The 22,931-nt window shown below is 59.5% G+C and carries 16 protein-coding genes and 3 pseudogenes; 7 read left to right on the top strand and 12 right to left on the bottom strand.

Features of this window, described 5'->3' with window-relative positions; genetic code table 11:
- Nucleotide 1 precedes the first annotated feature (1 nt).
- The 4 genes and pseudogenes from HZS55_RS14600 to HZS55_RS14590 all read right to left on the bottom strand — a co-directional run bounded on the left by HZS55_RS14600 (nt 2) and on the right by HZS55_RS14590 (nt 3,206).
- Nucleotides 2-1,051, bottom strand: a complete 1,050-nt coding sequence (locus tag HZS55_RS14600) for a glycoside hydrolase family 172 protein (RefSeq protein ID WP_179908332.1) — start codon at nt 1,049-1,051, stop codon at nt 2-4.
- Between the two features lie 96 nt (nt 1,052-1,147).
- Nucleotides 1,148-2,305 (bottom strand): sulfatase family protein, encoded by a 1,158-nt coding sequence (locus HZS55_RS14595; protein WP_246308269.1) that lies wholly within the window; start codon nt 2,303-2,305, stop codon nt 1,148-1,150.
- A gap of 49 nt (nt 2,306-2,354) precedes the next feature.
- A pseudogene (locus HZS55_RS23045) lies at nt 2,355-2,513 on the bottom strand (sulfatase-like hydrolase/transferase); the annotation flags it as partial.
- 57 nt (nt 2,514-2,570) lie between these two features.
- Complete coding sequence (locus tag HZS55_RS14590; protein ID WP_179908330.1) at nt 2,571-3,206, bottom strand: IS6 family transposase; 636 nt, start codon at nt 3,204-3,206, stop codon at nt 2,571-2,573.
- A gap of 127 nt (nt 3,207-3,333) precedes the next feature.
- On the opposite strand from HZS55_RS14590, the gene HZS55_RS14585 reads away from it, so the two are divergent.
- Complete coding sequence (locus HZS55_RS14585) at nt 3,334-3,567, top strand: hypothetical protein (protein WP_179908329.1); 234 nt, start codon at nt 3,334-3,336, stop codon at nt 3,565-3,567.
- Between the two features lie 143 nt (nt 3,568-3,710).
- On the opposite strand, the gene HZS55_RS14580 is transcribed toward HZS55_RS14585, so the two are convergent.
- The 4 genes from HZS55_RS14580 to HZS55_RS14565 form a co-directional block, all read right to left on the bottom strand.
- The gene (locus tag HZS55_RS14580) at nt 3,711-4,685 is read right to left on the bottom strand and encodes an ABC transporter permease (RefSeq protein ID WP_179908328.1); all 975 of its coding nucleotides are present in this window, start codon (nt 4,683-4,685) and stop codon (nt 3,711-3,713) included.
- Nucleotides 4,682-5,698: an ABC transporter permease gene (locus HZS55_RS14575; RefSeq protein ID WP_179908327.1), complete on the bottom strand. Its 1,017-nt coding sequence runs from the start codon at nt 5,696-5,698 to the stop codon at nt 4,682-4,684. Before HZS55_RS14575 ends, HZS55_RS14580 begins: the two co-directional genes overlap by 4 nt.
- A 242-nt stretch (nt 5,699-5,940) precedes the next feature.
- Complete coding sequence (locus HZS55_RS14570) at nt 5,941-7,839, bottom strand: ABC transporter substrate-binding protein (protein WP_179908326.1); 1,899 nt, start codon at nt 7,837-7,839, stop codon at nt 5,941-5,943.
- 116 nt (nt 7,840-7,955) lie between these two features.
- A complete protein-coding gene (locus tag HZS55_RS14565) occupies nt 7,956-10,148 on the bottom strand; it encodes an ABC transporter ATP-binding protein (protein ID WP_218927329.1) in 2,193 nt (730 codons plus the stop codon).
- 285 nt (nt 10,149-10,433) lie between these two features.
- Here HZS55_RS14565 and HZS55_RS22835 point away from each other — a divergent pair, with 285 nt between their 5' ends.
- Nucleotides 10,434-10,556: a hypothetical protein gene (locus HZS55_RS22835; protein ID WP_281372720.1), complete on the top strand. Its 123-nt coding sequence runs from the start codon at nt 10,434-10,436 to the stop codon at nt 10,554-10,556.
- Here the strand turns inward: HZS55_RS22835 and HZS55_RS14560 are convergent.
- Nucleotides 10,553-11,090 (bottom strand): annotated as a pseudogene (locus HZS55_RS14560) (IS6 family transposase); the annotation flags it as partial. The gene HZS55_RS22835 and the pseudogene HZS55_RS14560 overlap by 4 nt on opposite strands.
- An 18-nt stretch (nt 11,091-11,108) precedes the next feature.
- Here HZS55_RS14560 and HZS55_RS14555 point away from each other — a divergent pair.
- From HZS55_RS14555 to HZS55_RS14535, 4 genes are all read left to right on the top strand, one after another.
- Nucleotides 11,109-11,900, top strand: a complete 792-nt coding sequence (locus HZS55_RS14555) for an alkaline phosphatase family protein (RefSeq protein ID WP_179908324.1) — start codon at nt 11,109-11,111, stop codon at nt 11,898-11,900.
- A gap of 511 nt (nt 11,901-12,411) precedes the next feature.
- Nucleotides 12,412-13,566: a galactonate dehydratase gene (gene dgoD, locus HZS55_RS14550; RefSeq protein WP_179908323.1), complete on the top strand. Its 1,155-nt coding sequence runs from the start codon at nt 12,412-12,414 to the stop codon at nt 13,564-13,566.
- Nucleotides 13,567-14,305: 739 nt separating this feature from the next.
- Nucleotides 14,306-14,524 carry a hypothetical protein gene (locus tag HZS55_RS14540; protein ID WP_179908321.1) on the top strand — a complete coding sequence of 73 codons (219 nt, stop codon included), beginning with the start codon at nt 14,306-14,308 and terminating at the stop codon, nt 14,522-14,524.
- Nucleotides 14,525-14,527: 3 nt separating this feature from the next.
- Nucleotides 14,528-14,731, top strand: coding sequence for a sulfatase-like hydrolase/transferase (locus HZS55_RS14535; protein ID WP_179908320.1), 204 nt, complete (start codon nt 14,528-14,530; stop codon nt 14,729-14,731).
- 585 nt (nt 14,732-15,316) lie between these two features.
- On the opposite strand, the gene HZS55_RS14530 is transcribed toward HZS55_RS14535, so the two are convergent.
- Nucleotides 15,317-18,046: a glycoside hydrolase family 2 protein gene (locus HZS55_RS14530; RefSeq protein WP_218927226.1), complete on the bottom strand. Its 2,730-nt coding sequence runs from the start codon at nt 18,044-18,046 to the stop codon at nt 15,317-15,319.
- 267 nt (nt 18,047-18,313) lie between these two features.
- Between HZS55_RS14530 and HZS55_RS14525 the strand changes: the two genes are divergently transcribed.
- Nucleotides 18,314-19,129 (top strand): IclR family transcriptional regulator, encoded by an 816-nt coding sequence (locus tag HZS55_RS14525; protein ID WP_179908319.1) that lies wholly within the window; start codon nt 18,314-18,316, stop codon nt 19,127-19,129.
- An 83-nt stretch (nt 19,130-19,212) separates the two neighbouring features.
- On the opposite strand, the gene HZS55_RS14520 is transcribed toward HZS55_RS14525, so the two are convergent.
- Both HZS55_RS14520 and HZS55_RS22660 read right to left on the bottom strand, forming a co-directional pair.
- Nucleotides 19,213-21,858: a glycoside hydrolase family 2 protein gene (locus HZS55_RS14520; RefSeq protein WP_179908318.1), complete on the bottom strand. Its 2,646-nt coding sequence runs from the start codon at nt 21,856-21,858 to the stop codon at nt 19,213-19,215.
- A gap of 574 nt (nt 21,859-22,432) precedes the next feature.
- Nucleotides 22,433-22,579, bottom strand: a pseudogene (locus HZS55_RS22660) (IS6 family transposase); the annotation flags it as partial.
- Nucleotides 22,580-22,931: the final 352 nt, after the last annotated feature.

The raw sequence follows: 22,931 nt of genomic DNA, 5'->3' as shown, positions 1-22,931 counted from the left end.
GCTACCGCGGCCGCCGTGCCTCGGTCTCGGGCAGGTCGGGAAAGTCGCCGTAGGGTTCGCGCTGGTACCAGTAGGCGGTCGTCGCGATGTCGTCGGAGCGTTCGAAGAGTTCGCCACGGTGACCGATGTCCTGGACGGTCACGCGCAGGTCTTCCCGGAAGCGGATCGGGTCAGGGACGTGCCAGCGGTACATCCCGTGGAGCGGGACCTGATCGTCGCCGTCCTCGTACTGGTGGTAGCCGAGATACGGCGCGCTGAACGTCTCGTTGTCGCCGAAGGCCCACGCGCCGCCGACGTAGTCCTCGGCGCCCGTCCCGCAGATGGTCGGGTACTCGCCGTCGCCGTCGATGAAGCACTTCACCTCTCCTTCGCCCCACCAGTTCTCTTCGAGCGCCGTCCAACTGAACTGCGTCCCGACGTAGTGACCCTCCCCCTCGATCCCGTCGACGATGACGTGGTCCTCACCAGGCGTGACCGGATTTGACCGACGCCATTGCGCGTGGAAATACGGCGTTTCTTCGTCGATATTGCCGACGAGGGAGTAGTCGATTTGGTAGAAGAAACGGGGTCCGTCGATGTCGGCGGGCCCGTCGTTCTCGACCGATATCTCCGCCCGGTCGCGGAACGGCATCGGGAAGTAGATGTTCATCCCGCCGCTGGATCCGACCGTCATCGGTATCGACGTGAGGTCACACCAGCGGCCGTGACCGCAGCCGAAGAAGTCGCCGAGCGGAACCTCGACGGACGGGTCGTCTTCGCCGTCCCAGTACATCCTGAGGACGAGATCTCGCAGCAGATACGCGCGGCTGTGCAGCTCGTTCGGCGTTGTGATCCAGATATGCTTGATTACGCCGGGGCCGTCAATGTCGGCGATCGTCCGCGTCTCGCCGGCGTCGATCGGGACGTTCGGGCTTCCCTTCCGTCCGGGCCCGAGGCGACTCGCCGCCTGTCCGCCGGCGCCGACATCGCCGTCCGGGTTCTCCGCCGTGATCGCCCGGCTCCGTTCGTCGCGCAGTTCGAGGAGACCGCCGAGTCCGAATGCGCCATGCATACACTCCCCACGGTCGTCGAGTACATGTAGATTCGCCTCGCGGAGAAACTGTGCGAGAGCGGACGGACTGGAGCCACAGCCGCCAGAACCACCGCGTTAGACGCCTTCGTACGGCCCGCCCCACTCGATCCCGAAGGGGCCCTCCCGGGTGGTCCGCCTGAGCGAATCCTCGTTCTCGCTTCTGTGGTCCTCTGCCCACCGGAGTAGTTTCGTCTCGAGTTCCTCGACGACGTCGGGATGGTCGCCGCTCACGTCAGTCTGTTCCCAGGGGTCATCCTCCATGTCGAAGAGTTGATGATCTGAGGTGACGCCGCCCCAGTGGCCGGGGTTGTAGGTCCGCACGAACTTCCAGCGGTCTGTCCGGACTGCGCGCTGGGCGGTATAGAGCCCGTGGTCGACGACGATGTGGTCGCGCCAGTCGGATTCCTCCCCAGCGATGAGCGGGCACAGCGAACGGCCTTGCCAAGCGTCGGGAAGTTCTAGTCCCGCGTAGTCGGCGATCGTCGGCGCCAAACCGACGTTCGTGACCAGTTGATCGCGACTCCCGGACTCGTACTCGATCGACGCCGGCGGTTTCACGACCAGCGGGACCCGCTGGGTCCCGTCGTGTACCGACCAGTGCTCGCGGTAGACGCCGTGTTCGCCGAACTCCTCGCCGTGATCGGCGGTGAGGACGACGAGCGTCTCGTCGGACGTGCCGTGCTCGCGGAGTCCGTCCAGCAACTCGTTGACCCACCGGTCGACGTAGCGGATCTCGGCGTCGTAGTGGGAGATCAGTTCGTCGAGAGCGGCCCGGTCTTCGATGGCGTCGGCGTCCACGTGCCGGAGTCCCTCGTCAGCGACGCCGGGCTCGCTCGCACTGCGCCAGGCGTCCCACGTGCGGTGTTCCTCGATCTGCTCGGCGGTCGGATACGGCGGAGTGGGATACTCGCTGAACCGCTCGACCTCCTCGTCACTCCGCCGGTAGGGGCCGTGCGGGTCCCAGTACTGCACGTACTGGAAGAGGTCGTCGGCGCGGCGGTCGAGGATGTCGGTCGCGATCGCCGTGACTTCCTCGCCGTAGGGCGACTGGAACCCTTCTCCGGGCTCCTCCTGGGGCTGGTGGAACTCGTGCCATAGGTGAGAAAACCACGTCGCCGGGTGGCGCGGGAACGAGGACACGGCCGTCGTGGTCCGGTCTTCGAAGAGGAATTCCGGAAGCGTAGGCGTCTGCCCCCTCCCCACCGTCGTACAGCCGCCGTCCAGCCGGACCATGCGTCGTGACGCCGTTGTTGATCCCGTAGCGACCGGTCGTGAATGCAGCGCGCGAGGGCATACACGGCGAGTTCGCGGCGTAGGCACGATCGAACTGCACGGCGTCCTCGGCGAGGGCGTCCGTATTCGGCGTGGTCGGCGCCTCGTAACCGTAGCACCCGAGATGGTCAGGGCGTAACGAATCGATTTCGAGGTACAGTGTTCGCATCGCTGGATCGATCGGAAAGTGAGGATAAATCCCTTTGGAGCCCGCGAGCGGTAGTGTTTAGTTAGTGGCATTGTGCCATCGAGCGAAGGTTTGAAGCCATGATTCGGCGGTTTCTGGTTCGACGTGACTGAAGCAGTTCGAGAATGACGACGTTCGTCGCTTGAGCTCTCGAAAGATCCGTTCGACAGCGTTCCGATTTCCGTGGCGACGCATCTGAAATCGGAGTCCGGCTCGTTGCAGAGCGGTTTGGAGGTGTTGAGCACCATCGACGAGGAAGACAGCGGCTTCGACATCGTGTTTTTGCTGCAATTCGCGGAGGAAGATCTCGGTGAGAGATGTGGTGGTCGTGGAAAACAGACGAATATGGAGTAGATCGTTCGTTTCGGGGTCTGCAGCGGCGTACAGCCAGAATCGCTGGTCGTTGATCCGAATCACCGTCTCGTCGAGCGCGATCTGATTCGGAGATTGGCCGGATTCGGGCTGTAGATCGGCTTTCTGCACCCAATCGTGGACCGCTTTGCGACTCCGTTCGACACCCAGATCCGCGAGTAATTCGATGGGATTCGACAGTGATAACCCCGCAACGTGCGATTGAATAACAAATCCTATCGCCGGCTCGGGTGTCCGCTCGCGCTCCACAAAATCCAAATCTATCCAGTCTCTATGTCCGCTGAGGCGGGTGATTTTTGACATAGGCACCAAAAAATCTCACCGCCTCACCTTTCACGCTTAATTAAACACTACCGCTGGGACCGGGTTGTTCCCAGTCGATGACGATGAAGATCGAAACCTTGACCCGTGACATCTCGGTACATCGAGTATGAACGATACATTCTGGGATACCGTATGCGGGATGTTGCCATGGTTCCGGTTACTGATAGTTATCGATACGGTGGTACTCTTCCTCGTCGGATTTTCGCTTCTCCACGTTGAACCGGATAGCGGCGCCTTCATCGCGGCGCTCATGACACTGACGATTGTCCTAATCACCCTAGTGGTATTTGGCCTCATCTCCCGCCAATGCGCCGCGCGGGACGAAGTCCCACTCGATTAAACCGGCTATGCACTAACCGATCGCCGGTCTGTGGATACAAGCGACGATGCTGTCGGTGCAACGGTCAACACTACAGTCAGACATACATCGAGAGGAACAGAGGTCTGAAACGGCAAACAAAAATGAAGCGCGTCGGACAGTGGTCAGTTCTCCTCCTGCGTTGGGTGGATGTGACGGGCCTTCAGGCGCGGGTTGAAGATCTTGTCGGCGGCTTGTCCGAGCATGATGAGTCCGTAGGAGAGGACCACTACGGCTGCCATCGGGAGGATCAGCCAGTGGGCCGTCTCCCAGGTGTAGAGCGACCCGGCGTTGTAAGCCCGCTGCATCATTAACCCCCAGTTCGGGAACGTCTGGGGGAGGATCCCCAAGAAGTACAGTCCGATCGAACCGAAGATCACGCCCCGTGCGGCGTTCACCGTATTAATCACGATATAAGGCATCAGGTTCGGGATAATCTCCCGGAGCAGTATCGTACTGGTACTCAGACCGACGATCCGGGAGGCTTCGATAAACGATTCCTCGCGGAGACTCAACACCTCTGAACGAAGAGACCGCGCTAGTCCGGCCCAAGCCGGGATGCTGATAACGACGCCGACGACAAACGGGTCACGCGGCGTGAACACGATAGACAGGACGATGATCAGCGGAAGTGCCGGAATCGCGATCACCGAGTCCGTGACCGTCATCAAGATCGAGTCGATCCGGCCGCCTGCGTAGCCTGACAGTGTCCCGACCGCAATAGCGACTGTCATCGAGAACACGGCCCCGCCGAGCATCATCTGTAGCATACCGGGCGTCGCATGGACGATCTGTGCAAGGATGTCAGCTCCATACCGGTTGGTCCCGAGCGGATACTCAAGGCTCTGGAACGCCGGATAGAGGACTGGTCCCGTGTTCTCTGGTTCCGGGACCAGGGAAACACCGATTGTCCCCATCAGCAGGTACAGCGCGAGGATCGAAAGACCGGCGCGGCCTCTGCGGTCAGAGAGAAGGATCTTCATCGGCGTCGCGACATTTGCTGATAACCAGTCGCTGTATCGGTCCTTCCGCGACCGTTCTATATCAGAAACGGTCTCGAACGATGACGACGCCTGATTAGTTGGCTCGGAAGCTGTCATCGGCCACCCTCCCCACTCTCGATCCGCGGATCAAGCTTCCCATACGTCAGATCCGCGATGATCATTCCACAGATCACTCCAATTGTGATGATCAGGAACATACCCATCATGAGGGGATAATCACGGTTGTTGATCGCTTTCAGCAGCAACAGCCCCGCACCACGATAGGTGAATATTTCCTCCAAGATGACTGCACCTCCGAAGACAGTCCCGATGGCAAGGAGGAAGTTCGTGTACATTGGCAGGATTGCGTTTCGCCCTACGTAGTGGAGTGCGATCCGAGTGTTAGAGAGGCCACGGAGCGACGCGACCCGAAGGTAGTCCTCGCCCATTATCCGGACGCTGTTCCCCCGCATCGTCAGCGATTGGCCGAACGCGGCCGGGATCGTGAACGAGATGATTGGCAGTGCTGCGTGGTAGAGGACGTCCGAGATGTACGCGACGGAGATGCTAGCCTCTATCTCGCCACTGTTGTATCCGCTCGTAGGGAACCACCCGAGCTGGTAGGCGAGGATGTAGACGGCGAGCACGCCGATGACGTAGTACGGGATCGACGTCAAGAATGTCGCGAAGGAACTGAGACCGACGTCAATCGTGTTCCCCTCGTTGTATGCCATCCACGCGCCGATCGAAATGCCGATCGCAAACGAAAGCAGAATGGAACTCGCCGTGACGAGGAGGGTCCAGGGCATGGCCTCTGCGATGAGGTCAGCAACAGGCTGGTTATACCAGATCGAGTGCCCTAGATCGCCCTGGACGATTGACCCCATGTACTCGATGTACTGCTGCCAAAGCGGCTTATCAGGGTTGATGTTCACGTAGGTCTCCGCGAGCTGTTGGAGCCGCTCGCGCTCTTGCTGTGTGAGGCTGCCCTGCGACGTGATCAGTTGGGCTCGAAGGTATTCGACAGGCCCGCCAGGCATCCGTCTGATGAGCACAAACGTGAATGTAATCACGAGATACGCCGTGAACATCCCTTGGAGGACGCGCTTTCCGGCCCACTTGAAGTTCATTGGACCACCCTTCTGGGCCTTGCTCTACGGAGAGTGGCACTGTGCAGCCACCATATAGCTGTGCCTCGAAAGTGATCAGTGATATCAGTGCGCATGCGTTGATATGGTTCAATTAGCCTCTTATTTCTTTCTGTAAGTCACTCGCCGCATCTGACGGAAGCGACCGCCACGACTCAACTGCGCCGGTTCGGAGACTCCGGATCCACAGTAGACGTTCGATCTACTGGATCTCTGGAGTGATTTCATTCAGTCTTCGCCTGTAGGACCGTGCGGTTCGATCCTTCTCGGGTTTCCTTGAGCAGTTGCGACGGCGGGAACTGGATCCCCATGATGTCCGCGTCGGTCTCCGGGAACTCCCAGTCGTCATATGTCACGAGCGACGACAGACCGGCGTTCGTGATCGGCATCACCGGCAGCGCCTGATTAATAAACCAAGCGAACTGTTCAGCGTAGTTCTGGAGGTCATCGCCCTCGGCAACTGCCATGTCGCCTTGCATCTGCCGCAGGTTGAATTCTTCTAACTCCCCGTCGGGTTCGCCGACCGGCGGCAGTTCCGCTGTCTCTTGTGGCACGCTGACCTGGGTGAGGATCTGCGGATTAAGGACGTTCGTGGTGTAGAACCACGGGTGGCCCGGCCCGGCGGTGACGTGCCAGGTCATCGTGTAATCACCCTGCGACTTGCGCTGGGACCAGGAACTAGTCGAGACGGTTGTGTCCGTGAAGTCGACTCCGAATTTCTCGAAATGCGTGCCCAGCGTCGTGGCGATCCCCGTCGCGTCTGGCCAACGAGCGCCCATCCATTCGAACGTGACGGTCTCGCCCTCTGACGTCTGCCACGTTCCGTTGACGCGCTCCATCCCAGCCGCGCGCATCATCTCGGCAGCCTTCTCTGGCTGGGAGTTAACGCCGTACTCCTCGAGTTGACCCCGGAAGTTCTCGCTGAGGATATCCTCTGCAAGCACGTCTGTGTACCCAGAGACCTGCTCCAACTGGCTGTGGCGCGGGTTCATGTTCCGGATGAGACGCTCTCTGTCGATGAGATACGCGAGCGCTTTCCGCGCCTCCCGCTGGCCCCAGACCGGGTGTTCATGATTCAAGACAGGCGCGATGCACTCGTTAGCCGGGAGCGTGAAGTGCTCCATGTGCTCCGGGTACTGGGACTTCGTGTCCGCAGTCACCGAGTGGTGGCTTGCCATGTCCATCTCGTCAGCAATCGACATCTGCCAGATTCCATTGTCGCTGGTGACCTGCCGGAACTCGTACTCGGGAATATTGAACTCGTAGGGCCAGTGCTCGTTCTGTTCGAAGAGCCACCCATCAGAACGGCGTTCTGATAGGACTAGCGGCCCGTTGGCCGCCGGTGTCTTGCCCTTTTCGACGGCATAGTTCCAGGACTGCAGGTCTTCTTGGGCGCTGGACTTCTCTTCGTCACTGAGGTCCTGACTTGCAAGATCAATCCATTGATCCCACTCGCTACCCTCTTTGACAACGATGAACCGGTTGAGGTTGCTCCGAATGATATTCTTGCTATACGGGCGATCGACCTCGAATACAATGGTAGTGTCGTCGGGCACCTCCATCGACTCGATTCTATTCCAGATCGGATAATCGAGCATCCGAGCGATCTGGAACTGATTTGCAACATCGTTAGCTGTGACGGCCGACCCATCTTGCCAACTGTAACTGTCGTCAAGTTCGATCGTCGCTGTCGTATCCTCCAACGTGAACTCACTCCCCAGCCGGGAATGGTATTCGTTGGTATTCCCATTGAAAGCGAACAGCTGGATGGAGTAGTACTGCTCGAATCCCGCATGCTGCGCCGGGTTATACGGATTGAAGTGCGAGTTATTCGGCGGTGCGTTCGTGAACAATGTGGCTGTAGAATCGATCGGGCTTCCACCGCTGCCACCATCGCCACCATCGCCACCGTTGCTGCCACCATCGCCACCGTTGCTGCCACCATCGCCACCGTTGCTGCCACCATCGCCACCGTCGCCGTCACCATCGGTGCCGTTACCATTACCATCGCTTCCACAACCTGCAAGCCCCATCACAGTACCTATAGCCCCCATTTGGAGGAGTCGCCGCCGCGAAACAGCATTCCTATGGGTATCAAATTCGGTCTTGGTTCTGCGTGACATGGATTGAATGTCCGTATAGAGGTACTTATATTTTTTGAAGGATGTTTGGCACTAGGTGAAGGAATGACCGCGGACAGAATCCAGGCAAACCTACAAACAGACTTGGCGGTACGCCATCAATCGTCTGCAGTATTTGATTCAGCCGTTGTACTATCCTCCTTTACCGCTGGCAGCTCAGAGCTGTTCCAGTATTCGTGGTCAGGATCTTCGCGGAAGCATGCGGCCTGTTGATCCTCACTTCCCTCGGCTTGGTACAGAGGCGGCGCTTGCTCCGTACAGACTTCTCTCGCCTCGGGACAACGGGTATGGAACCGGCAGCCGCTCGGTGGATTTACCGGGTCCGGAATATCGATCGTCCGGATCGGACTGTCGGACATTTCCTGCATGTTTCGTAGCTTCGGTGTCGCCCATCGAAGCGCCCTTGTGTACGGATGACGTGGATTACGGATAATCTGCTCTGCAGGCCCGATTTCGACAATCTGTCCGAGATACATCACGCCAATGCGACCGCCCGATTTCTCAGTGATGTACTTCGCATTCGAGAGGTCGTGAGAAATGAACAGGAACGCCGTCTGGAACTGGTCTTGGAGTTCCATCATCAGGTCCATCATCTCGACACGCAGTGAGACATCTAGCGCGCTGATCGCCTCGTCAGCAAGGATCACGTCGGGTTCCATCAGCAGTGCGCGAATGAGTGCAACCCGTTGCTTTTCGCCGCCAGAGAGCTGGTGGGGATATCGCTCCGCATAGTCCTCTGGTGGCGCCATCCCGACGCGGTCTAGCAGTCCGAGAATCCGTGCTTCTCTATCTGCCGGCCCGAGATCATTATCTCGATGTTTCAGTGGGAGATCGAGCGACCGGATGACCGTTCGGTTCGGATTGAGCGAACTACCCGGATCCTGATGGATGATTTGTAGCGAGCGCCGGATCTCATCCCATGAGATATCCGCATCGGCTGAACTCCCCTTTGCCTCCCAGATGTCCTGACCACGGTACTTGATGCTGCCTCCTGTCGGTTTCTGGGCACCGATCGCGGTCTTGCCGAGCGTTGTTTTCCCGCAGCCACTCTCGCCGACCAGCGCGATTACCTCGCTCTCGTGGATGTCCAAATCGATGCCGTCGACCGCTCGGACAGTTTCAGGGTCTGAGAAGATATCGAACAGCCCGGTCTCCTCCTCGAAGTAGACTTCTAAGTCGTCGAGGGAAACGACCACGTCGCCGCTTTGTCGCCCGGCCGGAACCTCGTATGTCGATTCGACTGCCTCCTGTTCTGCGGTCAGGAGAGGGATTTCTTCCTCTGCTTGGTCCCAGTAATGACACCTGGCCGCATGGGAGTCGCTCACGGAGTAGTAGGTGGGATCGTCTACGGTACAGTTCTTCTGAGACATCGGACATCGTGGATGATACGAGCACCCCTCCGGGACATTCACCGGATCTGGACTTGATCCTGGAATCGGCTCCATCTCATCAGCTGGGGCATCAACGTTCGGAGTTGCATTGAGCAACGCACGTGTATACGGATGGCCGCTGCCCGTAACGATTTCCTCAGTTGGCCCCACTTCAGCGAACTCAAATGCGTACAGGACGGCGAGCCGGTCTGAAAGTTCGGCGACAAGGGGGAGGTCGTGGGTGATGAAGACAATCGTCAATTCGTATTTATCTTTGATTGTTTCGAGCAGTTGCAAAATCGATCGTTGCATAAGAAGATCGAGCGCCGCGGTCGGTTCGTCCATCACGAGTACCTGCGGATCAAGAACGAGCGAGAGAGCGATAAGTGCACGCTGCTTCATCCCGCCAGAGAGTTCGTGCGGGTAAGCGTCAAGCACGCGATCAGGCTCGAGATAGAGATCAGAAAGGAGTTCCCGCGCTCGGCGCATTCCTGTTTCCTTATCGACATCGTGGGCGCGTATGGTCTCGACGAAATGGCCCTGAATTGTCTTCGTCGGGTTGAACGAGCTCATCGCTCCCTGGAACACCATCGAAACTTCTTCCCATCGATATTTCTTGAGCTTCTGCTCGCTCAGCTCCGTCACACTGACCGATTCCCCTGATTCCGAGAAATACGTGATGTCGCCGGACAGAACTCCTGGTTCGACAACGGCGTCGAGTAGGGCAGAGGCAAACATTGACTTCCCGCTACCGCTTTCACCGACGATCCCGAGGATTTCACCCCTGTAGATGTCCATGTCGACTTCGTTCAAAACTTTGGAAGCCCCACGATCCATGTCAAACGTCACGCTGACGTCTTCCACTTCGAAGATCGTGTCTCCTCTATCCACTGGCGACGGCGTCGGGCCTGATTGACTCATCTCCATAGCGTCTTTGAGATACGGACCGCCGAGCATAATAATCGTTGTGCCGTATGTCAATGATGTTTAATTAGCAGTAATGTACCAGCAATCGTAGGCCTGGAGCCATAATCCGGCAGTGTTCGAGTAAAAGATGTATGAAGCAATATGAATCGATCCACCTTCCGACCGACAACTGCTGTCGGACACCTACGAGATCGATGCCTACGGCCGTGCTTCCTGAACGGTCGCGACGAACTCCGCAACGTAGTCGCGAACACCGTCTCAGTCCCTTCGTTCGATGGCGTGATAGTCGACGATGGCGGATCCAGCGCCGACCACGACGACATCGGCGTCGAAGTAGTCGCCGACGTTATCGGGAGAGACGCCGCCGTGGCCCGGGCCAACCGTCAAGGCGGCGGTGTTTAGTTAGTAGTATTGTGTCGTTGACCGAAGGTTTGAAGCCATGGTTCGGCGGTTTCTGGGTCGACGTGACTAAAGCAATTCGAGAACGACGACGTTCGTCGCTTCAGCTCTCGAAAGATCGGTTCGACAGCGTTCCGATTTCCGTGGCGACGCATCTGAAATCGAAGCCCAACTCGTTGCAGTGCAGTTTGGAGGTGTGAACGCCGTCAACGAGAAAGAGTGTCGTTTCGACATCATTTTTTTGCTGCAATTCACGGAGGAAAATCTCGGTGAGAGATGTCATGGTCGTCGAAAAGAGCCGAACGTGAAGCAAGTTGTTCGTTTGCGGGTCTGGGCGGCGTACGATCAGAATTGCTGGTTGTTGATCCGAATCACTGTCTCGTCGAGCGTGACCTGATTTGGAGACTGGTCCGATTCGGGCTGTAGATCGGCTTTCTGTACCCAATCATGGATCGCCTTTCGACTGCGTTAGACACCCAGCGCGTCGAGTAATTCGACGGTATTCGACAAAGACAGGCGCGCAACGCGCGATTGAACTCACTGATCACGAAGCAGATGGCCGACGAAGGGTACACATGTGGCCTCTCCGGTAAACTTCACATCTCGGCACGCGATCCAAGGAAAGAAGACAGGCCGAAAATGATGGAACGGTGGATCGAGGATGGCTATGCAAATTTCAACTGGTCCCATGGCTCCCAACACCCCTCGCCCGCTAACGAGTACCAACTGTGGCTCCGGGAGCAGGGTGCCTCGTACGAGCACACGCCTGTCGACGGGTCCGACCATGTCCAGACGTACGCGCCTGCCGAACATCACCAGACCACGTGGTGTGCGGAACGAGCGATCGACTTCATGGAGAAATGTGCCGACAAGGATGAGCCGTGGCTGTTTTCGGTCAACATGTTTGACCCCCATCACCCGTTTGACCCGCCTCGGGAGTACCTCGAGTGCTATCTTGACCGTCTGGACAAAATCCCGCTCCCGAACTACGAAGACGGCGAACTGGACGACAAACCCGTCTTCCAGCGCATCGATCACGACGGTGCCTACGGCGGTGATCTCTTAGTACATGCAGATATGGACGACGAGGACCACCGCGACTACGTAGGGCAGTACGAGATGATGCGCAAAACCGCTGGCGTGCCGGAGTCGCTGATCCGCATCTTGATGTTCTTCCACGGCCCTAGTGTCGAGACGAGTGAGGACGCCCATCCGGTACACCTCTCCCTCACTGACGTCATGCCTACGCTGTGCAAGATGGTCGGCACCTCCATCCTCGAGGGTGTCCAGTGGAAGAGCCTGTGGCCGGTCGTGATCGGCGGCAAGCACCCGACGGGAGTTCGGTAGTGTCTACACGGAAGTCGGGTATGGCGGCCGACAGTCCAGGCGAGACGACCCGGACGAGGAGCCCTAGTACCCCGCTGTGAACGGCACGATCCGCAGCTTCCAGAAGACCGACTAGAAGCTCCCGTTCGGCGACCGGGACGGGGGCGACTGTTCGACCTAGTGGCTGACCCCGTCGAGACCGAGGACAGGTACGACGACCGGCCTACGCCGAGCGCCGCCTCGACTTGGTTGAGGACCACCTGACGTGGCAACCCCGGTCGACGCGCTCGACTTCCTCCAGAAGGTCGACACCCATAGTGAACCCACACGACTACTGGGAGAGCGACGACCGACCGTAATGAGCACCTGGCGGGCACCGCCAGCGTGACGTTCTCAAACTTCCGGTACAACTCTATGTTCGAGCGACCGGCGGCTGGTCTTCATCGACTCCCTCGGCCCTATACCGCTACGGGATCGGCGGGCAGAACAGTTATACTCTCGGCGGAACCACGTCGGTGACGGGGTTACTCAAGTGACGACGATCACCGACTACGAACTGTTCGAGGTACCGCCGCGCTGGCTCTTTCTGAAGGTCGAGACGAGCGACGGCGCCGTCGGCTGGGGCGAACCCGTCGTCGAGGGCCGCTCGAAGACCGTCGAGACGGCCGTCGAGGAGCTGATGGACAACTACCTCCTCGGCGAGGACCCGGCGGACATCGAGGACCACTGGCAGGCGATGTATCGCGGCGGCTTCTACCGTGGGGGCCCCGTCCTGATGAGCGCCATCGCCGGCATCGACCAGGCGCTGTGGGACATCAAGGGCAAGCACTTCGGCGCGCCCGTCTACGAACTGCTCGGCGGGAAGGCCCGCGACCGCGTCCGCGTCTACCAGTGGATCGGCGGCGACCGACCCGCCGACGTGGGCGACGCCGCGGAAGAGCGCGTCGAGGAGGGGCTCACGGCGCTGAAGATGAACGCGACGCCGGAACTCCGACGGGTCGACAACCCCGCGGCCGTGGAGGCGGCCGTCGACCGCGTCCGGACGGTCCGCGAGCGCGTCGGCGACGAGGTGGACATCGGGCTGGACTTCCACGGCCGCGTCGCCAAGTCGATGGCAAAGCGGATCGCCGAGGCCGTCGAGCCCTACGAGCCGATGTTCGTCGAGGAGCCGGTCCTGCCGGAGAACAACGACGCGCTCCCGCACGTCGCGAACCACACCACAACGCCCATCGCGACCGGCGAGCGGATGTACTCCCGCTGGGACTTCAAGGAGGTCTTCGAGCAGGGCACGGTCGACGTGATCCAGCCCGATCTGTCCCACGCCGGGGGGATCACCGAGGTCTCGAAGATCGCCGCGATGGCCGAGGCCTACGACGTGGCGCTGGCGCCGCACTGTCCGCTCGGTCCCATCGCCCTCGCCTCCTGTTTCCAGGTGGACGCGAACGCGCCGAACGCGCTCATCCAGGAGCAGAGCCTCGGTATCCATTACAACGAGGGCACGGACGAACTGGCCTATCTCGAAGACCCCGGCGTGTTCGACTACGAGGACGGCGCCGTCGCCGTCCCCGACGGTCCGGGACTGGGAATCGAGATCGACGAGGACTACGTTCGCGAAGCGGCCGAACAGGACGTCGACTGGCACAACCCGGTCTGGCGCCACGACGACGGCAGCGTCGCCGAGTGGTAGCGACCCGGTCCCCTTGCTGTCGTCCCAGAGCCGCCGACTCGATCTAACTTAATTGATTCTTCACGCTAAGTTTGGCATCCGTCAGTTCTACTCTTCAGTACGGTTAAGAAGTAGTATCGTGCCCAGCCTCTTGTAAGATGACACGTCCGAACATCCTATGGGCCTGTACCGATCAACAACGCTTCGACACACTCGATTGCTACGGAAACGACCTCATCGACACACCAAACGTCGATCGATTGGCAACGATGGCGTTCGGTTCGACCGTTGTTATTGCCAGAGTCAGGTCTGTACACCGAACCGTGCCAGCCTCTTGACGGGACGATACCCTCAGACGAACGAGCCTGACAGAATGGTCAATCGATCCCGAATGAGGAGACGCTGATCACTGCGCACTTGGCAGACAGTAGGTACACATGCGGTTTGTCCGGCAATCTCCACATCTCGAACTACAATCAGGAAAAAGAGGAGGGGAATCCGATGATGGAATGGTGGATCGACGATGGCTACGCCCAGTCCCACTGGTTGCACGGCATTGAATGTCGCTGGCCAACAAACGAGTACCACCAGTGGGTCGCCGGCCGAGATGTTGAGTTCGAACACACGCCCATCCGCGAGTCAGAACATGTGACCACATTGGTAGTGGCGCGGCACCACCAGACGACCTAGTGCGCCGAGAAGGGGATCGAGTTTGTCGAGGCAAACGAGAGCTTCCACGGCCTAGCTGCTCTCAGTCAACATGTTCGACCCGCACTATCCGTTTCCGACTCGGGAGTACCTCGAAGGCTACCCCGACCGTCTGGACAAAATCCCGCTGCCGAACTACGAGCTAGGTGAACTGGACGACAAGCCAGTCTTCCAGCGCCAGGACCACTGCCACGCATACAACACGCCCGGCCTATTCCCGTTTCCGGAGATGAACGACGAGGACCACCGACTCGTTCGAGCCGCGTACTGAGCGATGGTGGACCTGATCGACGATCAGGTAGGGCGGCTGTTAGAAGCGCTCGAGCGGACGGGTCAGCGCGAGGACACGCTGGTGATATTCATGTCCGACCACGGCGAAATGCTCGGTGACCACGGTATTTATCAAAGGGCTCTACTCCTACGATCCGGCGGTCCGTGCCCCGCTCGTGGTCTCCTGGCCTGCGGAACTTCCAACTGACGTCGAAACCGACGCACTGATTGAGGTGGCTGAGTTCGTACCCACGCGACTCGAAGTCGCTGGCGAGGATCCATACCGGGTATGCAAGCAAAATCGCTCTAGTCGCGCCTCCATGACGACGAACCGCTCAATCGCCATCGCGAGTCAGTCCTCAGTGAACTGCATCTCAGCAAACGGCGGGCGTCACCGTCCCTCACTACAGAGGGTGAAAATGAGGCCGTCGCGTAAGCGACAATGCTGAGGGCCGACCCGTACAAACTCGTCCACGTTCGGGGACCGATGTTGGCGTACTCTACGACCTCGCCGAGGACCCCACCAAGACATACAACCTGTGGAACGATCCGGCCTACGCCGACGTCAAGCACGAACTGCCCGACTGGATCGTTAACCGACTTTCCGGTTCGATCGACCCGTTGCCTTGGAAGAACGCCGCCTGATGAGGGGTACCCCCCTTACGTTCTGAAATGTGTTGAGCCAGTCGATATTCTGAGGTTGGCTGAGCATCATGGGCACCGCACACCCTAGAGGGGAACGGAAATAGCTTGACCTGACAACGCTGTGATCCACCTTCGTCGCTTATGTCAGTCAGCCACTCAGCCGGTCGACAAGCCGATTACAGAGTAGAGTCGCAACCGGGTGATCGCCGTACGCATCCCCGACGCGGAAGGTAAGCGCCGCCATCGACCCGTTGCCGTAGCCCCGGACGACGAGTGGGCTGCTCCAGTTGGTGAGCCACCCCTCGACGTAGCCGACGTGAACGCGGTCCACGGAGCGGTCGAGGTCCGTGGCGACGGCGTAGGGGTACAGATCCTCGAATTCCCAGCCGAGCCGAGTTGGTTCGCAGATCCCGGCCAGCAGGTCAGAGTCTTGGTAGAACAACGACGTCGTCTCCAGCCAGCTTTCCCGGCGTGGGATATCGTGGTAGGAAAAGGGCGCGTTGGTGTTCATCTCGCCGTCGGTTGTCGGGACATGGACGAGGGCGCCGCCTTGTTTTGCGAACTGGTCAGCCTCCGCGGTAACGGTGTCGGTGAACGCGACATCGACGTCGCCCGAAAGGTCGTGCGTGACGTCAACGCCGCCGCCTGCGAGCCGTGACCCCAATCCGCCCGTGGCGTACACTCTCGCGTCGGGAGCGACGACAGCGTCACGTTCGGCCGCGAATATCGGCTCGCATGTGCGGACGTCGCGGTCGGCCCCCTCAAGCGCAACCGAGAGTGTCGTCGCCTCGACGCCCCGGTTCGCAGGCGGGTACGCAAGGTCGAGTATCGTTGTCTCGGTTACCTCGTGAGCCGGGATTGAAACCGCCTTAGAGCCCGACTGCTCGCCGACTGACCATGTGAGTGTCCCGAAGAGCGTCTCTTGTGAGTCGTTGACCACGGTGAGGGTGACTGGGAGTGAGTCGCCGCTCCATCCGACGTGCGAGGCGGGCTCAGCGACGACCGACACCGCGCCGTTTACCGCCGCAAAGTCGTCGTGGAAAACCTTCTCGTTCCGGAGATAGTCAAGGATGCCGTTGAATTCCCATTCGATGTCAGACAGCTCCGTGAGGACGTAGCCATCGATGGTTGGCCGGGTACGGATCTCCTCAATGAGGTGTTTAATCGAGACGAACTGGCGCCACTGCCAGGCGTTCTCGAGCGAATCCATATCGCCGAACACTTCCGCGAGGTCCGATTCGGTGAACCGGTCATCGAATCCCTCGGCTCGCTTAATGGGGTTCGTGAGGAACTCGTGGCCGAACCAATTCGGGTCGCCGCCATAATGATCTCGGAGAGCGGAGACATCGCCGAGCCCCCATGTCCCCAGCTCAGAGATCACCACGGGGGCGTCGCCGTCGTCGAACTCCGTCGTGGCGTAGTTGTCCTGCGGGTGGGCACAGATGTGGTCGAGGTCTCCCACCCACTGGTCTGCGCGGTCCGGGCTGACGAAGTAGCGATGAAAGTCGTTGATGTCCGTCGCAACGTGAGCCCAACCAGAGTTGTCGCAGACGACGCGCGTGACGTCACGCTCGCGGATCGAACGGTAGAGGTCCGCGAGGAACGTCTGCTTCTCCTCGTCGGTCCACAGCGTCTCCTCGCCGTCCTCGTGACCGATTCCCCACTCCTCGTTGTAAAGCGACCACACGACGACACTTGGCCGGTTATAGTCCCGGGCGATGAGGCCGTGGAGTTGGTCGACCAGTTCCGTGCGGGACCGCTCAGTGAATCGAGTTGAATTCGCCGGCTCTTCCCAGACGAGCATCCCCTGTCGGTCCGCTTCAGCGAGGAACGCGGGATGGGCAGGTTTGATGTGCTTCCTGATGAGGTTGAATCCGAGTTCCTTCGCGATCCGGATCTCCTGTTCGAACGTGTCCTCGTGCGGTGGACGATAGTTGGTCTGCGGGTAATAGCCCTGTTCGAGCACACCGCGCATCGTAATTGTCTCACCGTTCAGGCGGAATTCGCCGTCCTCGACGCTAAACGACCTGAGTCCGAAGGTGTCAGCGTAGCGGTCGAGCACTTCGTCATTACACACGAGTCGTACTTCGAGGTCGTACAGCACTGGATTGTCGGGCGACCAGTACGTCGGGTCGTCGAACGAGAGCGCGGTGTCGAGGTCGACATCAGCGACATCGGAGGCATCGGCTGTGACCGGGCCGTATGTCGAGGTGACGACATCACCGTCATGCCGCGCCTCCACGACGTATTCTAATCCGGCGGGATCGACATCACCGAGCGCAACTTCGAGTTCGACGTGCGCGGTGTCTGTCATGAGGTCGGGTGTGATCTTCGCGACAGTCACGCGGGTCCGCGGACGTAGATCCAGCGAGACAGATTGCCAGATCCCGCTGACTCGGGTGTACCACGGATCGCCCTGCTTGCCGTGCGGGATCTCCGAGAGATCTTCCGGGTCCGAGACGGCAACGGCAACGTGGTTCTGGCCCGGCGAGAGTGCGTCCGAAATCTCGAATTCGAAAGGGAGGTAGCCCCCACGGTTCGTTCCCACCCTCGTCCCATTGACCCAAACTGTCGCCTCGTAGTCGACAGCGCCGAACCGCAGGAACACGTCACGATCGTCGACAGCCGGGATGTCGACGGTCCGGCGGTACCATGCATTACCCGTGTACTCGGTCAGGTCGTCGTGTTCCTGCCAGCTGTGAGGCACAGTGATCGAGCGGCTTCGGTCGGGCCAGGCGGCGTTGGGTTCGGACCACTCGGCGTCCTCACCCATTGCATCGGGGTCCGTGACGAACTCCCAATCGCCATCTAGGTCAATCGTGGTCCGGGGCGAATCAATGGGAAGAGATTCACGATGAGTCATCTCTGCGTGCTCCACGTCTGTTGGAATTTATCCTCTTGCGTCATAGTCGCCCGTAGGCCCGAGTCTCCGACCGCAGACGACCTGTCAGTTGTGATCATCATTGCCATTTTGTACAACGCCGGAATAAGGCTTTCTCTCGTTCAGATCCACGCCCTTTCCGGGCTTCGATGCCTGATTTCGGTCAGCACAGCCACTCGGCACGGGCTACTGCGACCGGCTGACCGAGCGTACGTATCCTCACAAGAAATGTTTTATTCGTGGACGCTCAATTAGATACAAGCAATGGACCGCCCTGGCCACCATGTGAAATCCGACGTGACTGCATTCCGCATCATTCAAGCGCTTGAGCAGTCGGAGAAAATGGGCGTCTCTGATATCACGAAGAAGACAGGGATTGCGAAGAGCTCGGTATACAAGCACCTCGATACACTCCGGGCGCTCGGATTCATCACGAAGGAAGGCACGACGTATTCGCTCTCACTCCGCTGGCTGGAGATCGGCAATGGCATCCTCAAACAACGGTCGGTCTACGAGATCGCGCGACCTGAAGTCGATCGCCTCTCGCAATTGACCGGCGAGACCGTCTCTCTCGTGGTTGAGGAGGAGGGCGACGCAGTCTACCTCGAACAGACGCAGACAGACGGGGACACGGCTGGTCCCATCGCGAAGGGCGAGCGGTTGCCCGTCTCGGCGTCGGCCGCCGGCAAGGCGATCCTCTCCTATCGACCTGAATCGGAGGTCAAAGGGTTACTCGCCGAGACCGAGTTCGTTGACGAAGTTGACCAGTTGTTTTCGGAACTCCGTGCCCTCCGCAACCAGCGGCTGGTCATCGAGCGAGACACACGCCAGCAGGACACCCTCAGCGCCGGTGCGTTCGAGGGGCACCGCCACGAGGGTGACCACCGGGAACCCTACCGTGAGCTCAATAGCATCGCCGTTCCGATCCGCAACGCCGACAACTACGCGGTCGCGGCTATCGAACTCAGCGGTCCCCAAGCGACCCTCTACGGCCGCCGCTTGGAAGAGGAGGTCACGAGTCTGCTCGTCAACACTGCCAAGTCTATCGAAACGAGTCTCGTCCAGCGCGCAGAGGACTGAGGGCTGTCCGGAGGCGGTCACCGTCACAGGGCCTGTCCGGTTTTTCCATGCTGTGTCGTCGACAGCCGAGTGTAGTAATCGTGTCAATCCTGTCGCGCACTCGTCGTCATATCATCGGCTTCTGAAGGCGCAGTCATCTTGACGACCCTATCGAGCGCGACCGTCGCGATCGGGTGATCGCCGTACACATCAGTCACACGGAGTGTACAGACGCCCGCTACGTCCCCGCCAGGTCGAGAAAGCGCGATCGCGCCGGAGTTCCCGATCCAACCTTCGAGGTAGCCGACAGACACGGCGTCGTCGTCTCGGGGATCACTGACGTAGGCGTACGGATAGATGTTCTCGAACGCCCACCCCGGCAGGACGTCGACCTCCGGCAGAAGATCTTGGTAGACGAAGCAAGCACAGAGGTTCCAGCTTTCCTCTTTGGGCAGCTCCGTATACTCGACCGCCTCGGTCTCGACCACGTCGCCGTCGGCATCCGGGACCACGAGCAGGTTCGAGTGGTCGTAGGCGTCCGGGTCCGAGACGAGCGCTACGTCCGCCGTACTTGGGTCGTCGACCGTCTCGTACCCCCGGTCGTCCAGCGCGGCTGCCAGCCCGTCGTCCGCAGCGAACACCGTCTGTGACCCGGGGGCTCCAGTTCGCGGTACCACCCAGACAGACCGTTCGACCGACTGGTTCGGTTCGCTCATCGATACCTCCACCGACTCCGAACAAAGGTCGTCCACATCCGGCACGGGAACGGAGACCGCCTCTTCGAAGCGGGCCGCTTCGTGCGGACCGACCGCGACCTCAACCTTCCCGGATTCTTCGAAGACATGCCACTCGATGGTAGTGTCAACGGGATCGCCCGTCTCGTTGGCAACAACGATGTCGGCGCAGTAGGTCTCGTCGTCCCAAGCGGCAGACGCGTCGGGGTCGAGGTGGAGCATCACAGGGGCGTTCACGCGCTCAAAGTCATCGTGGAAGGACTTCTCCTCACGGCGGTAGTCGAGAATGCCGTTGAACTCCCACTCAATGTCGGTAAGCTCGGTGATGACGTACCCCGCGACCGAATCGTTCTCGCGCATATCGCCGATGATCGTCTCGATCGATTCGAACTCGCGGCGCTGCCACGCCGTCGCGAGATCGTCGAGCGAGTCGAATACATCGGACGCGTGGCTAGCCTTGAAGCGCTCGCGGACTCCACCTGGGCGCTTCAGGCCATTGAGGAAGTCGTGATCGAACCAGTGAGGGTCGCCGCCGTAGCTGTCGGTCAGCCGTGATAAGTCCGAGAGACCCCACGTTCCGAACTCAGAGACGACGAGCGGGACACTCGGTTCCGTTCGGACGTCACCGTAGTTCTCCTCGGGAGCCTCAATGATGTGGTTGAGTTTCTCACGCCAGGCATCGACGCGGTCTGGCGCGATGAAGTACTCATGGTAGTCGTTGATGTCGGTCGCAACGTGTGCCCATCCGGAATTGTCGCAGACCAGCCGTGTTTCGTCGAGGTCCCTGACGTCCTCGTAGAACGCCTCAAGGTAGTCCTGCTTCGCCTCATCCGTCCAGAGCGGTTCCTCGTCCTCGTGGCCGCCGATCCCCCACTCCTCGTTATAGAGCGACCAGATGACGACACTCGGCCGGTTGTAGTCTCGGGCGACCATTCCCTCGAACTGTTCACGGAGTTCAGCCTTCGATCGGTCACTGTAGACAGAAGGGTTAGCCGGTTCCTCCCAAACGAGGATGCCAAGACGGTCAGCGAGTTCGAGAAAGGCGGGGTGAGCCGGTTTGATGTGCTTGCGGAGGAGGTTGAAGCCAAGTTCTTTCGCGGTCCGAATCTCCTGTTCGAACGTCTCGAGGTCGCGCGGACGGTAATAGGTCTCCGGGTAAAACGCTTGGTCGAGCGCTCCTCGCATCGTAAATTGTTCGCCGTTAAGATAGAAGTCACCGTCTTCGCGAGTGAAACTCCGCATACCGAAGTAGTCAGAGTAAGTATCGACGGTCTCCCCATCGCCGCGTAGTTTGACTTCGACGTCGTACAGAGCGGGATCCTCCGGGGTCCAGTAGTCGGCATCGGGGATGGAGACATCGACTGAGGCCTCGCCGTCGGTGAGCGTCGCCACCTCCTCCGCGACGTCAGTCTCGAGTCTGCTGACGGTGACGACCACGTCTTCGCCGGCCCCGTTCGCGACCGTCATGTCGACCGTTACAGTATCCGTCGAGAGGTCTGGAGTGACGCGGACGTCCGTGACGTGCGTCTCAGGGACGGTCACGAGCGAGACGGACTGCCAGGGGCCGCTGACGCGTGTGTACCACGGGTCGCCTTGTTTGCCGTGCGGGATCTCTGAGAGATCCTCGGGGTCAGACACGCGAAGGACGACCTCGTTTTCGCCCTCCATGACGGCGTCGGTGACGTCGAGGTCGAAGGGGAGGTACCCACCGCGGTGGTCGCCGACGTGCTCGCCGTTGACCCAGACCGTGGCCTCGTAGTCCACGGCGTCGAACGAGAGAAACGCCAACTCATCGCCGTCAAAGCCATCGAACTCGAAGCTTCGCCGATACCAGGCAGTACCGGTGTACTCGCGGAGGTCAACTTCTTCTTGCCATGAGTGTGGCACCGAGACAGTACGGCTGTCCGGCCACTCAACGTGGGGTTCGTACCAGTCAACCTCGTCGACGCGGGCCGACGGACCTGTACTGAACTGCCAGACGCCGTCCAAACTGATCGCAGACTCTGGTGTCTGCATTCGAGAAACCATATACCATAGTGCCGAAGCGATCCATATTATTATTGCCCTTCTACTTCGATAGACTTACAAGTAGCAAATTTGATACTATCGATGGGAAACGTCCACCACGATCGAGGCAGAGCGAGGCCAACGGTGTGGTCTGGTGGATTAAGCGAACCAACTGGATCACCACGTCCGGGCATCTGCCGATGGGTTCAAGCGGCCGATCGGTACAATTTAACAATGGCCATCGAGTATAACAGTGTCTCCTGTCCACTCATCACACCGTTTCAGGATGGGCCCGTCGACATCGATGCCCTCAAAGCGTACGTGAACCGACTCATCGACGACGGTATCGGAATTGGTTCCCTGCAGAACATTCGCCGAGTTCGCATTGCTCACAGCGAACGAGCGTGAGACGGTGATCGCGACCAACTTTGAGTCAGGATCGAATCGAACCCCCGTCGTGGCCGGTGCGGCCTCAATGAGCATCGTCTTGGGTTACGACTGGCGCGACGGCGTCGGCCCGATTGAGGAGCGGCCGGCTCGCACGCAGTTCCAGACTGCCTGGTAGCAGCGATGGACACTCAACCAAGACACCATCGACTTCACGCACGGACAACCCCATTGAATGAAGTCGAACCGCGAAATAGCGCACGGGTGTCGGCGTGCGCTCGTTCTCCTAAGTGTCTTGATTCTCTACCTCTAACTCTTCTCTGAAGAGGTCTGCGAGCTTCATGGACAGAACTCGCTACGACCTCCTCGTTTCTCAATCCTTCAACTAGACAGTGCCCATCAGACAATGTTGAAAGAAATATTATAATTTCCAAAACGACTTTACCGTTTCCATCAGTTATCCTTGAAGAGTACTGATCAGCCACTAATGGATCAGGCGGGCAGCAGCAATCGATCAGGCCGGTCCATGATGAAATGTCGGGGAAGCGCCACGAATCACGGACGCAGCATCCACGGACATGCACGAACACAACAGCTCAACCGATCGACGCACAGAATCAACGGATCACCGCGACGCCCAGCAGGAGGCGGCGAGCAGAGATCAGGAAACGACGGCCTCCAGCGGCGAAACCGGA

The organism is Halosimplex rubrum (assembly GCF_013415885.1).
GTDB classification, from domain to species: Archaea; Halobacteriota; Halobacteria; order Halobacteriales; family Haloarculaceae; genus Halosimplex; species Halosimplex rubrum.
This window is presented reverse-complemented; position numbering and strand designations above follow the sequence as displayed.